Annotated in this window: 11 protein-coding genes and 1 pseudogene; 8 read left to right on the top strand and 4 right to left on the bottom strand. The window is 73.3% G+C overall.

The features are described from left to right. From BBH68_RS33440 to dhaK, 4 genes and pseudogenes are all read right to left on the bottom strand, one after another. Nucleotides 1-395, bottom strand: a pseudogene (locus BBH68_RS33440) (IS5 family transposase); the annotation flags it as partial. 169 nt (nucleotides 396-564) lie between these two features. Next, nucleotides 565-1,008, bottom strand: coding sequence for a PTS-dependent dihydroxyacetone kinase phosphotransferase subunit DhaM (locus tag BBH68_RS33435; RefSeq protein WP_425428877.1), 444 nt, complete (start codon nucleotides 1,006-1,008; stop codon nucleotides 565-567). Continuing rightward, on the bottom strand, nucleotides 1,005-1,610 hold the full coding sequence (gene dhaL / locus BBH68_RS33430) for a dihydroxyacetone kinase subunit DhaL (protein ID WP_065967521.1): 606 nt from the start codon (nucleotides 1,608-1,610) through the stop codon (nucleotides 1,005-1,007). The genes BBH68_RS33435 and dhaL overlap by 4 nt, the downstream gene beginning before the upstream one ends. 110 nt (nucleotides 1,611-1,720) lie before the next feature. Further along, complete coding sequence (dhaK, locus tag BBH68_RS33425; protein ID WP_065967517.1) at nucleotides 1,721-2,713, bottom strand: dihydroxyacetone kinase subunit DhaK; 993 nt, start codon at nucleotides 2,711-2,713, stop codon at nucleotides 1,721-1,723. 141 nt (nucleotides 2,714-2,854) lie between these two features. Between dhaK and BBH68_RS33420 the strand changes: the two genes are divergently transcribed. The 8 genes from BBH68_RS33420 to BBH68_RS33385 all read left to right on the top strand — a co-directional run. Beyond that, complete coding sequence (locus BBH68_RS33420; protein ID WP_065967516.1) at nucleotides 2,855-4,954, top strand: pyridoxamine 5'-phosphate oxidase family protein; 2,100 nt, start codon at nucleotides 2,855-2,857, stop codon at nucleotides 4,952-4,954. A gap of 183 nt (nucleotides 4,955-5,137) precedes the next feature. Beyond that, nucleotides 5,138-6,052 (top strand): carbohydrate ABC transporter permease, encoded by a 915-nt coding sequence (locus BBH68_RS33415; protein WP_065967515.1) that lies wholly within the window; start codon nucleotides 5,138-5,140, stop codon nucleotides 6,050-6,052. Further along, the gene (locus BBH68_RS33410; RefSeq protein ID WP_065967514.1) at nucleotides 6,049-6,906 is read left to right on the top strand and encodes a carbohydrate ABC transporter permease; all 858 of its coding nucleotides are present in this window, start codon (nucleotides 6,049-6,051) and stop codon (nucleotides 6,904-6,906) included. Before BBH68_RS33415 ends, BBH68_RS33410 begins: the two co-directional genes overlap by 4 nt. Continuing rightward, nucleotides 6,903-8,249 (top strand): ABC transporter substrate-binding protein, encoded by a 1,347-nt coding sequence (locus tag BBH68_RS33405; RefSeq protein ID WP_065967513.1) that lies wholly within the window; start codon nucleotides 6,903-6,905, stop codon nucleotides 8,247-8,249. Before BBH68_RS33410 ends, BBH68_RS33405 begins: the two co-directional genes overlap by 4 nt. Continuing rightward, nucleotides 8,246-8,968 carry a glycerophosphodiester phosphodiesterase gene (locus tag BBH68_RS33400; protein WP_158080347.1) on the top strand — a complete coding sequence of 241 codons (723 nt, stop codon included), beginning with the start codon at nucleotides 8,246-8,248 and terminating at the stop codon, nucleotides 8,966-8,968. The genes BBH68_RS33405 and BBH68_RS33400 overlap by 4 nt, the downstream gene beginning before the upstream one ends. Nucleotides 8,969-9,131: 163 nt before the next feature. Then, nucleotides 9,132-10,331, top strand: a complete 1,200-nt coding sequence (locus BBH68_RS33395) for an acyl-CoA dehydrogenase family protein (RefSeq protein WP_065967512.1) — start codon at nucleotides 9,132-9,134, stop codon at nucleotides 10,329-10,331. A gap of 199 nt (nucleotides 10,332-10,530) precedes the next feature. Then, nucleotides 10,531-11,433, top strand: a complete 903-nt coding sequence (locus BBH68_RS33390) for an oxygenase MpaB family protein (protein ID WP_065967519.1) — start codon at nucleotides 10,531-10,533, stop codon at nucleotides 11,431-11,433. Nucleotides 11,434-11,490: 57 nt separating this feature from the next. Continuing rightward, nucleotides 11,491-12,655 (top strand): serine/threonine-protein kinase (locus tag BBH68_RS33385; RefSeq protein WP_245738429.1); only part of this gene is annotated, 1,165 nt, incomplete at its 3' end.

The raw sequence follows: 12,655 nt of genomic DNA, 5'->3' as shown, positions 1-12,655 counted from the left end.
GTGGATCTTGCTGGTCAGGCCGCCTCGGGACCGGCCGAGTCCCGGGGTGCGGAGCCCCCTTTTCGCGCTCCGGCCGCGTGCTGGTGGGCCCGGACGATCGTGGAGTCGACCGACACCAGCCACTCGATGTCCCCGGCCGCGTCGGCCTTGGCCTGGGCGGCCCGGAGCATCCGCTCGAAGGTGCCGTCCTTGGCCCACCGGCGGAAGCGGGTGTGCAGCGTGGCCCAGGAACCGTACCGCTCGGGCACGTCCCGCCAGGCCGTACCGGTCCGGAACTTCCACACGATCCCGTTGAGGACCGTCCGGTCGTCCAGCCGCCTGCGGCCCCGCTCGGACCGGGGCAGCAGCGGCTGCACGAAGGCCCATTCGGCATCGGACAGTTCATGGCGACGTATCACCCGACCATGATCCTCGACCGAAGATCATTTGACGACAGACCCTAGCCCGGACGCGCCCGGCCGGCCCCGGAGTGCTGCCGCGGCGGGCGTGGCCGCACCTGCGCGTTCCCGGACGCCGTGACCGGCGTCCCGGCGCGGGCCCAGGCGCGGCGGGCCGCCGCAGGGGTCAGACCTTGCGGTAGTCGTACGCCTCCTCGGCGGCCCGCGCGACCGCGTCCACGTCCGCCCCGGCCGAGGCGGCGACGACCGCCGCCACCGCGCCCTCCACCAGGGGCGCGTCCACCAGCCGGGAGCCCTCGGGCAGTTCGTCGCCCTCGGCGAGCAGCGCCTTCACGGTCAGCACGGCGCTGCCCAGGTCGACGAGGACCGCGACCCCCGCGCCCCGGTCGACCGCGTGGGCGGCCTCGGCGACCAGCTCGGGGCTGGTGCCGAGCCCGCCGTCCGGGGTGCCGCCGGCGGGGAGGACCGGTGCGGTGGCGCCGCCGCCGGCCAGTCCGGTGGCCAGTCGCGCCACGGACTCGGCGACCGCGGCGCTGTGCGACACCAGGACCACGCCGACCAGCTTCTCCTCGCCCGCGTCGCGCGGCGCGTCGTCGCTCACGGGACTCACGCCGCCACCTCCGCCAGGGCCGCGAACAGCAGGGCCGACGAGGTGGCGCCGGGGTCCTGATGGCCGATGCTGCGTTCGCCCAGATAGCTGGCCCGGCCCTTGCGGGCGAGCATCGGCACGGTCGCCAGCGCGCCCTTGTCCGCGGCCTCGCTCGCCGCGGCGAAGGACCCGCCGCCCGCGGCCAGCGCGTCCACCGCGGGGACGAGCGCGTCCAGCATCGTCTTGTCACCGGGCGCCGACCCGCCGAGCTGGGCCACCGCGTCCACCCCGGTCCGCAGCGCCTCGGCCAGTTGCCGGACGGTGATCCGCTCGTCGTCACCGAGCGCCTTACCGGCCCGCCGCAGCAGCGTGCCGTACAGCGGGCCGGAGGCGCCGCCGACCTTGGAGATCAGCTGACGGCCGGCCAGGACGAGCGCGGCCCCCGGCGTGCCCGGCGGCTCCTTCTCCAGGGCCGCGGTCACGGCCGCGAAACCGCGCTGCATGTTGCTGCCGTGGTCGGCGTCGCCGATGGCCGAGTCCAACTCGGTCAGTCTGGTGGCCTCGCGGCTCACCGCCGCGGCCGCCGCGGTGAGCCAGCGGTGGAAGAAGGCGGTGTCGAGCACCGGCTCGCCGGCGGATTCCCTGCTGGACGCGGACGTGGACACAGACGCCTCCTCAAATCGAACGGCCACCACGGGGACAGCGTGCGCGGCGGTGGTGGGTCGGGCCCCGGTCAACAGCCCCAGCGCAGTCCGGCGGTCCGGACCGGCGCGTCCCACAGCCGCAGCAGTTCCTCGTCGACCCGGCACAGGGTCACCGAAGCGCCCGCCATGTCGAGCGAGGTGACGTAGTTGCCGACGAGCGTACGTGCCACCGCGACCCGGCGCTCGCCGAGCACCCGGTGGACCTCGGCGGCGAAGCCGTACAGCTCCAGCAGTGGTGTCGCGCCCATGCCGTTGACGAGCACCAGGACCGGGTCGTCGGGCCGCAGGTCCTCCAGCACCGCTTCCACCGCGAAGTCGGCGATCTCGCGGGAGGTCATCATGGACCGCCGCTCGCGCCCGGGCTCGCCGTGGATGCCCACGCCCAACTCCAGCTCCCCGGCCGGGAGGTCGAAGGTCGGGCCGCCCTTGGCGGGGGTGGTGCACGCGCTCAGCGCGACGCCGAAGCTCCGCGACGACTCGTTGACCCGCCGGGCGAGCGCCGCCACCCGGTCGAGCGGGGCGCCCTCCTCGGCCGCCGCGCCCGCGATCTTCTCCACGAACAGGGTGGCCCCGGTGCCGCGCCGCCCGGCCGTGTAGAGGCTGTCGGTCACCGCCACGTCATCGTTGACCAGGACCTTGGCGACCTGGACGCCCTCGTCCTCGGCGAGTTCGGCCGCCATGTCGAAGTTGAGGACGTCTCCGGTGTAGTTCTTGACGATGAACAGGACCCCCGCGCCGCTGTCCACGGCGGCCGCGGCCCGCGCCATCTGATCGGGCACGGGGGAGGTGAAGACCTCGCCGGGGCAGGCCGCGTCCAGCATCCCGGGGCCGACGAACCCCCCGTGCAGCGGCTCGTGGCCGGATCCGCCGCCGGAGACCAGCCCCACCTTTCCGGCGACCGGGGCATCCCGGCGGACGATCACCCGGTTCTCGACGTCCACCGTCAACTCGGGATGCGCGGCGGCCAGTCCGCGCAGGGCATCGGCGACCACGGTCTCGGCGACGTTGATCAGCATCTTCATATGCGTGTCCGTTCTCCGCCGGGTGGAGCTGTATGCGGGATGAAAATCCTACGGATCCGCTGCGCTCCTGGCACCCCTTGCGTATTGAGCCGGATGGATCAATACGGAGAAAAAGGTATAAAAGCGTCATATGGTTCGCGCATGGAGAATACTGCCGCACCGGCGGCCGCGACCTCGCGCCCGCGCCCGCAACCCTTCGAGCCGGCGCGCCATCGCCGCCACGCGCCCTGGCTCGCGCTGGTGGCCGCCGGTTACGCCCTCGTCCAGCTCCTCGTGGTCATCCCGCACACCGCGCACGCGCTGGGCTGGGACGAGTCGGTGTACGTCTCCCAGGTCGACCCGCGCAACCCGGCCGCGTACTTCAGCGCCCCCCGCTCCCGCGGCATCAGCATGCTGGTCGCCCCGGTGGTCGCGGTGACCTCCTCAGTCACGGTGCTGCGGGTACTCCTCGCGGTGCTGTCCGCCGCCGCCCTGTACGCCGCCTTCCGGGTGTGGCGCCGGATGCTCGGCCCCGGCACGGTCGCCCTGGCCGCACTCCTGTTCGCCGGACTGTGGATCACCCAGATCAGCGGACCGTCGGTGATGCCGAACCTGTGGGTGGCGATCGGCGCGGTCGCCGCCCTCGGCTGGTTCCTGCGCGCGTCCGCCGAGCGCAACGCCCGCTGGTGGCTGGCCGCCGTCATCGCGGGCGTCACCCTCGTGCGCACCCCCGACGGCGGCTGGCTGGCCCTGCCGCTGCTGGGCGCGGCCGTCGCCGTCCGGGCCTGGCGGCCCGCCCTGCCCGCGCTGCTCGGCGGGCTCGTGCTGGGCGCCGCGCAATGGGTGGGCGAGGCGTACGCCCGCTTCGGCGGCGTCCTGGACCGGCTGCGGGTCTCCAGCGACGTCGAGGGCGGCATGGGGCTGCACTTCAACATCGGGGCCGCGCTGCGCAGCCTGAACGGGCCGCAGCTGTGCCGCCCGTGCGAGGTGCCGCTGCGCCACCCGGAGCTGACCGTGTGGTGGCTGGCCCTGCCGCTGCTGACCGCCGCCGCGATCGTCGTCGCCGTACGGGACCGCCGCGACCGCCGGGACCGCGTGGCCCGCCCCGGCGCCCCGCACCACGGTCACCCGCTGGCGCTGACCGTCCTGCCCATCGTCTGCGCCGCCTCGCTCGCCGTCCCGTATCTGCTGCTGATCGGCTACTTCGCCCCGCGCTTCCTGATGCCCTCCTACGCCCTCCTCGCGCTCCCCATCGCCGAGCTGGTGCTGCGCACCGTCAAGGCCGCGCGCTCCCCGCAGCCCGTGGCGGTCGCGCTGGGCGTGGTCATCACCCTCCAGCTGGCCTCCCAGCACGTCGTGCTCGGCCACTTGGCGGAGCAGTCGGAGAAGGTCAACGGGGACTACCGGACCGCCGCGCAGGGCTTGCGCCGGCTGGGGCTGCGGCCGCCGTGCCTGGTCGTCGGCGACCGCGCGCTGCCCATCGCGTACCACGCGGGCTGCGCCTCCGCCCAGACCAGCGGGAACAACCGGTCCATCACACCGGCGGCGCTCGTGCTGCGCTCCGCCCGGGAGCCCACCGCCCTGCTCACCCACCGCTCCCGGCCGCGCCCGCCGGCCTACGCCCAGACCTGGGTCGCCTTCCGGCTGCCCGGCACCGGCTGGACCGCCCATCTGCCCCCGGATCAGGCCCGCGAGCTGCAATCCCGACAGAAGGTGTCCGGTAATCCCGGCACCATGGGCCCCATGACGACTGCGACGACGACCAGTTGGGCCGGTTTCGAGGCGGCGGAGCCCGAGTTCTCCGCCGTGGTGCGGGAGCGGTTCCAGCGCTACCCGCACCATGTCCTGGCCACCGTGCGCCGGGACGGCAGCCCGCGCGTGACCGGCCTGGAAGCGGACTTCCGGTTCGGGGAGCTGTGGCTCGGCATGATGCCGGACTCCCGCAAGGCCCTGGACCTGCGGCGCGACCCGCGCTTCGCGATGCACGCCAACCCCGGCCCCGACACCGGGATGGACGGCGGCGACGTGCGGGTCAGCGGGCGCGCGGTGGAGGTGACCGACCCGGAGACCCTCGCCCGCTACGCCGAGGAGACCCACCCGCCGGAGCCCTTCCACCTCTTCCGCGTCGAGCTGACCGAGGTGGTGCGCATCGCCGTGGAGGGCGAGGAGCTGGTGCTGCAGACCTGGCGCCCGGGCGATGTCGTGCGGACCACCCGGCGGGGCTCGGACGACACCGCGTGGCGTGCGGAGAGCGGGAGTTGAGCCCCCGCCGCCCGAGATCAGTTCACGGAAGGAGTGAGAAAACGCCAGCCGCACATGTGAAGTAGGCCAAGTTGTAACACGACAAGGTGTTTCCTTCTCATCAACTCTGTTGGTATCCCTTGGGGCTGTCACCAGCACGTCCCAGGGGACCCTCGGGGCGCAGTTCGGAAGGATCCACTCTCCTTGTCTGCCATCGACGACGCCGGCCGCCGTCTGCGTGCCAGGCGCAGACGGCGCGACTATTTGCTCTTCGCCGCTTTCGCCGCCCCGAACTTCCTGTTCCTCCTGCTCTTCGCCTACTGGCCGGTGGTCTACAACGGCTACCTCAGCCTCACCGACTGGGACATGATCTCCCCGGCCAAGGACTTCGTCGGGCTCGGCAACTACACCGACCTGCTGACCGACCCCGACTTCCGCGCCACCCTGTGGACCACCGTCGTCTTCGTCGTCGGCATCGTGGCCGGCGGCCTCGTCCTCGGGCTGGCCACCGCGCTGCTGCTGAACCAGCGGCTGCGCGGCCGCGACGTGGTGCGGACGCTGACCTTCGCCCCGTACGTGCTCTCCGGGGCCGCCGTCGGCACCCTCTGGCTGTTCGTGTTCGACCCCAACTACGGGCTGATACGCCCGCTGATGGCCCCGCTCGGGCTCACCGCCCCGGCGATGATGACCGACTCCAAGTGGGCGCTGACCGGCCTGGTCCTGGTCTACCTCTGGAAGAACATCGGATTCGTCGCCGTGGTCTACCTCGCCGGCCTCCAGGGCCTGCCCCGGGAGGTGTACGAGGCCGCCGCCCTGGACGGCGCCGGCCCCTGGACGCGACTGCGCCGGATCACCCTCCCGCTGCTCTCACCGGTCACCTTCTTCCTCCTGGTGACCTGCACCATCAGCACCTTCCAGGCGTTCGACGTGCTGGCCGTGATGACCGGCGGCGGCCCGGGCACCTCCACCTCCACCCTCAGCTGGTTCATCTACGACCAGGGATTCCGCGCCTTCGACGCGGGACGCTCCGCCGCCGGCGCGATGATCATGTTCGTGGTGCTGCTGCTGATCACCGCGGGACAGGCCCGCTACCTCGAGCGAAAGGTGCACTACCAGTGACCGCCCTCGACCCGGCGGCGCCCACCCGCCGCCCCGGCGGCCGGGCCCGGCGCCTGGGCCTGTACGCGCTCCTCGTCCTCGTCGCGCTCATCGCGGCCGGACCGCTGTACTGGCTGGCCTCCTCGGCCCTGAAGACCAACCCCCAGATCTACGCCTACCCGCCCCACTGGGTCCCCACCGACCTGCGCTGGAGCAACTTCTCCGACGCCTGGAACGCCGCCCCCTTCGACCGGTTCTTCCTCAACTCCCTCGTGGTCTCGGTGGTCGGCACCGCCATCGAGCTGTGCGCCGCGCTGCTGTGCGCGTACGCCTTCGTTTTCCTGCCCTTCCCCGGCAAGAAGTGGCTGTTCCTCTTCCTCCTCGGCGCCATGATGGTCCCCGGCCATGTCACCCTGCTGCCCAACTTCCTGACCATCGCCCAGCTCGGCTGGGTCAACACCTGGGCCGGGCTGATCGCCCCGGGCCTGGGGTCGGTGTTCGGCACCTTCCTGCTGCGCCAGCACATGCTGACCCTCCCCAAGGAGGTCATGGACGCGGCCCGGATCGACGGGGCCGGCCATCTGCGCACCCTCTTCCGGGTCGTGCTGCCCATGTCCCGGCCCATGGTGATCACCGTCGCGATCGTCGTCATGGTGACCAAGTGGAACGACTTCATCTGGCCGCTGATCGTGACCAGCAGCGCCGACATGCGCACCCTGCCGGTCGGCCTCCTCTTCCTGCGGGACCAGGAGACCTACGCCAACTGGGGCGCCATCCTGGCCGGCACGGTGATGGTGATCCTGCCGGTGCTCGTCGTCTTCTTCATCGCCCAGCGCTACATCATCGCCGGGCTGACCCAGGGAGCCGGGAAGTGAGCCACAGCCTCCCCAGCCGCCGGCGCTTCCTCGCCCTCGCCGCCGGGGCGCCCGCGGCCGCCGCGCTGCTGAGCGCCTGCGGCGCCACCACCGGGCCGGTGGCCCAGCCGGGCGGCTCGGTCCCCGACCGGTACGCGGGACGCACCCGCACCGTCCTGTGGTCCACCTTCGCCGACGTACCCGGCCGCGCCCTCCAGGACCTCGCGGACACGTTCAACCGGCAGCAGCGCGACATCTACGTGGACGTCCAGTTCCAGGGCACGTACGACGAGTGCGCCCAGAAGGCGGTCGTCGGGCTGCTGGCCGGCCAGGCGCCCGACCTGTGCGTGCTGTCCGACGTGAAGTGGTACCGCTTCTACTTCGGCGACGCGCTCGAGCCCTGGGACGAGTACATCGACCCCGGCGAGCTGCGCGCCACCTACAACGCCAGGCTGCTGGCGGAGGGGCGCGTCAAGGGACGCCACTGGTGGCTGCCCCTGGCCCGCTCCACGCCGCTCTTCTACTACAACCGCACCCTCTTCCAGAAGGCCGGAGTGCCCGACCGGGCGCCCGAGACCTGGGAGGAGATGTACGGCTGGGCCAAGGAGATCACCCGGCTGAAAACCCAGGGCAAGCGGGTCGCCATGGAGGCGTACCAGAAGATCGACGGGGACTGGCAGTTCCAGTGCACCGCCTGGCAGTGGGGCGGCGCGTACTCCCGGGGCATGGACGTCACCATCGACCACGACGCCACCGTCGCGGCCGGGGAGTGGCAGCGCAAGCTGGTCCACAAGGACCGCATCGCCTACATGTCCACCGACCCGGCCGGGGACATGGGCAACCAGCTGATCGCCACCCTGATCACCTCCACCGGCGGGCTGCGCAAGATCTCCGAGATGGCCAAGGCGGGCGGCTGGGAGCTGGGCACCGGATTCCTGCCCCGCCACAAGGAGTTCGGCGTGACCACGGGCGGCGGCGGGCTCGGCATGTTCAAGCGGGTGCCCAAGGAGCGCAAACAGGCCGCGGCCGAGTTCGTACGCTTCCTGGCCAGGCCGGAGAACGCGGCCCAGTGGACCGTCCAGACCGGCTACCTGCCCGTCGTCCCGGCCGCCACCAAGTCCCCGGCGCTGGCCGGGCTGCTGAAGAAGGACCCCAACTTCTCCACCGCGGTCAGACAACTGCCGCACACCCGCAAGGGCGACCAGGTGCGGATGATGGTGCCCAACGCCAACGTCCAGATCTACACCGGACTCCAGAAGATCTGGACCGGCAACACCCCGGCCCGGCAGGCGTTCTCCGAGGTGGCCACGCGGCTGCGCAAGGGCGTCGACCGGCACCGCCAGTCCATCGAGGAGCACCTGTGACCCCACCCGCCCCCGCCGCCCCGCCCCCGGCCGCCCGCCCCCTGGTCTACGGCCACCGGGGCGCCAGGGCGGACGAACCGGAGAACACCCTGCGCTCCTTCCGCCACGCCCACCGGGTCGGCGCCGAGGGCGTCGAACTGGACGTACGGGTCTCCCGCGACGGCCGGCTCGTGGTGATCCACGACGCCACGGTGGACCGCACCACCGACGGCACGGGCGAGGTCGCCTCGCTCTCCCTGGCCGAACTGCGGGAGCTCGACGCGGGCCGGGGAGAGCGGATCCCCACCCTGAGCGAGGTCCTGGACGCCTTCCCGGGCCTGGTGCAGGTGGAGATCAAGGCCCCCGAGGCGGTCGAGGCCCTGGCCGAGCTGGACCGGCGCACCCCGCTGCCCCCGCGCGCGGTCCTCACCTCCTTCCACGCCGGCATCCTCGACCGCGCCGCGCGGCTGCTGCCCCGGGTGGAGCGGGGGCTGATCACCGCCACGCCCGGCGAGGACCTGCCCGCCCGCGCCGCCGAGCTGAACGCCACCTGGGTCTGCCCGGAGCTGACACCGGAGCTGACGACCCGGCTGGTGGAGCGGTGCCACGCCCAGGGGGTGCGGGTGGACGCCTGGCCGGCCGCCGATCCCCGACTGCTGGCGCGCTGTGTGGCCCTGGGCGCCGACGCGGTCACCACCGACCATCCCGCGCTGATCGACGGCTGGCTGGGAGCGGCCTGACCGCCCCCGGGCCACCGCCCGTTCGGCCGGGATGCGCCGGGCCCGGACGCCGCCTCGGCGGATGCGACGTCCGGGCCCGCGACCCTTCCGAATTGTTGGAACACGTTCTACCGTGCCCCTCGCTGACACGTGGCCGGGCCGACGTGAGACTCCAGGAGGGGCCGTGCACCTCGACTACACCCCCGAACAGCGGCGACTGCGCACCGAACTGCGCGCCTACTTCGCCGAGCTGGTCCCCGACAACGCCTACGCCCGCTTCGCCGACCCGGCCGGCCAGAAGCGGTTCTACCGCGAGACCATCCGCCGGCTCGGCGCGGACGGCTGGCTGGGCGTGGGCTGGCCCCAGGAGTACGGCGGGCGGGGCCTGTGCCCGATGGAGCAGTTCATCTTCTTCGACGAGGCCGCCCAGGCCGGCGTACCGCTGCCCCTCATGGCGCTCAACACCGTCGGACCCACCCTCATGCGGTACGGCACCGACGAACAGAAGGAGTACTTCCTGCCGAGGATCCTCTCCGGGGAGATCGACTTCGCCATCGGCTACAGCGAGCCCGACGCGGGCACCGACCTGGCCTCCCTCAAGACCCGCGCCGTGCGCGAGATGGACGGTGAAGGCAAGCCGACCGGCTACTACACCGTCAACGGACAGAAGACCTGGACCACCAACGGCGACACCGCCGACTGGGTCTGGCTCGCGGTCCGCACCGATCCCGAAGCCAAGCCCCACAAGGGCATCAGCATCCTGCTGGTGCCCACCAGCGACCCCGGCTACTCCTGCACCGTCATCACCACCCTCGCCTCCCACGACACCACCGCCAGCTACTACGAGAACATCCGGGTGCCCACCACCCGCCGGGTCGGCGCCGAGAACGAGGGCTGGCGGCTGATCACCACGCAGCTCAACTACGAGCGCGTCACCCTCGCCGCCCACGGCACGACGGCCATCCGCGCCCTGCGCGGCGTCCGGCAGTGGGCCGCCGACACCAAGCTCGCGGACGGCCGCCGCGTCATCGACCTGGGCTGGGTACGCGGCCGGCTGGCCCGCACCCACGCCAGGCTCGACGCCATGAAGCTGCTCAACTGGCAGATGGTGGACGCCCTCCAGCGCGACACCCTCACCCCCCAGGACGCCTCCGCCGTCAAGGTGTACGGCTCCGAGGCGCGCCGCGACGCCTACGCCTGGCTCATGGAGGTCGTCGGCGCGGCCGGCCCCCTCAAGGAGGGCTCGGCGGGCGCGGTGCTGCACGGCGAACTCGAGCGCGGCTACCGCAGCAGCGTCGTGTTCACCTTCGGCGGCGGCAACAACGAGGTGCAGCGGGAGATCATCTCCTGGATCGGCCTCGGGATGCCCCGGGTGCGCCGCTGAGCCCGGGATATTCCGTGCGGGCGTCGGTAGCTGGAGGACGTGGCGGGGTTCGAGGCGGCGATCCGCGGCGTGATCTGAGCGTCCCCCGTCCCGTGGCGGCCGGCGGCCGCTTCGAACGCTCGCCGCCGGGTCACGGGACCCGACCCCCGCCCGCCTGACGGCCGCCGCGCGCATAGTCTGGTCGCGGGAGGTGATGGCCATGGCGGGCGGCCGGACGACGGGCGACCCGGGGCTGTACGGACCCGGCTCGGTCACCTGGCAGACCCACGGCGATCCCATGATGTGGATCGCGGGCGTGCGCGCGCTGTACCTCCAGGCGCTGCACCCGCTCGCGGTGCGCGGCGTCACGCAGAACTCCGACTTCCGCCAGGACGCCTGGGGCCGGCTGCTGCGCACCGCCCGCTTCGTCGCCACCATCACCTACGGCACCACCGAGGAGGCCGAGCGGGCGGGCGCCAGGGTGCGCGGCATCCACCGCCGGCTCACCGTCACCGACCCGGGCACCGGCGCCCGGCACCGCGTCGACGACCCGGATCTGCTGCTGTGGGTGCACTGCGCCGAGATCGACTCCTATCTGCACGTCGTGCGCCGCTCCGGCTTCCCGCTCACCGACGCCCAGGCCGACGCCTACGTGGCCGAGAACCGCGAATCCGCCCGCCTGGTCGGCCTCGACCCCGCCCGCGTGCCCGCCGACACGGCGCGGCTCGCCGCGTACTTCAAGGAGGTGCGCCCGGCCCTGGCCCACACCCCCGAGGCCGGGGAAGTCGACGCCTTTCTGCGCCGACCGCCCGTCCATCCCTTGCTGGTGCCGGCGCGCGCGGTGTTGTGGGGGCGCGTCGCGGCACTCGCCTACGCCGCCCTGCCCCCGTACGCCCATGAGCTGTACGGCCGCCCGGCCCCCGACCCCGACGTGGTGACCCGCCGGCTCCGCGCGGCCGGCCGGGTGCTGCGCCGTATCCCGCCCACGCTTCGCTGGCAGCTGCCGCCCAAACACATCCTGCGGGCCGTCGCACGGCTCGGGCCCGGCACGCGCCCTTCGGTCTACACCTTGCGCCACAACGCGGCCATACTGGACAACGGGGACGCGTCGAGGGCTCCATGACGAGCCGTCGGCTTCCACGGGGGCGGCGGGGGCACTCCCGCCGGAGGCAGGGGGACCATGGCGGAGACCAGGCTGATCCAGGGCCGGTACCGGCTGCTCGAGCTGATCGGGCGCGGGGGGATGGGCGAGGTGTGGCGGGCGCTCGACGAGTCGCTCGGGCGGCGCGTCGCCGTCAAGTGCCTCAAGCCGATGAGGCCGCAGCGCGACCCGTCCTTCGCGGAGGCGCTGCGCGAGCGGTTCCGCCGCGAGGGGCGGGTCGCGGCCTCGCTGCAGCACCGCGGGGTGACGGTGGTGCACGACTTCGGGGAGCACGGAGGCGTCCCGTATCTGGTGATGGAGCTGCTGGAGGGCCGCAACCTCAGCCAGCTCCTGGAGGACAACGAGCGGCGTCCGCTGCCGGTCCCCGATGTCCTGGACATCGCCGGCCAGCTCGCCGTCGCCCTCGCGTACACCCACGACCAGGGCGTCGTCCACCGGGACCTCAAGCCCGCCAACATCATGCGGCTGGCCGACGGATCGGTGAAGATCTGCGACTTCGGCATCGCCCGGCTCGGGCGTGACATCGGCTTCACGGCCCGGCTGACCGGGACGGGCATCGCCATGGGCACCCCGCACTACATGTCGCCCGAGCAGATCGCGGGCGGCTCCGTCGACCACCGCAGTGATCTCTACTCCCTGGGCTGCGTGCTGTACGAACTGTCCGCCGGCGCCCCGCCGTTCGACCTCGACGACGCCTGGGCGGTGCTCGTCGGCCACCGCGACACCACGCCCGAGCCGCTCCGCGGGCAGCGGCCGGAGATTCCCGAGCCCTTCGAGCGGGTGATCCTCGACCTGCTCGCCAAGGACCCCGAGGACCGGCCGCGGGACGCGTCCGACGTGGCCAAGCGGATCGCCCTCGCCCGGGCGACCTGGGGAGCCGGGCAGCCGCTGGTCCCGGCGTGGACCCTGCCGGGGTCCGGCGCGGACCTCCCCGCCCGCCCACGGCCGCGCCTGCCCGCGTGGGCCCGGCACATGAGCACCGGCACCCCGGCGGCCCCGGCCGCCCGGGCCGCCCGGGCCGCAGAGCGGCCGGTCCCGCCGGGCGGCACCGCCGGGGGCGCGCGGGGCGACGGGGGCGCGTCAGCGGGGGAGGGCGGGCTCACCGGGGCGTGGACCGGCGGCCCGGCGCCACCCGCCCGGCCGTCCGTGCCCGGTCCGCCGCCCCCGCCGCCGGCCCGTGCCT

Origin of the sequence: Streptomyces sparsogenes (genome assembly GCF_001704635.1) — a bacterium.
Taxonomy (GTDB): Bacteria; Actinomycetota; Actinomycetes; order Streptomycetales; family Streptomycetaceae; genus Streptomyces; species Streptomyces sparsogenes.
This window is presented reverse-complemented; position numbering and strand designations above follow the sequence as displayed.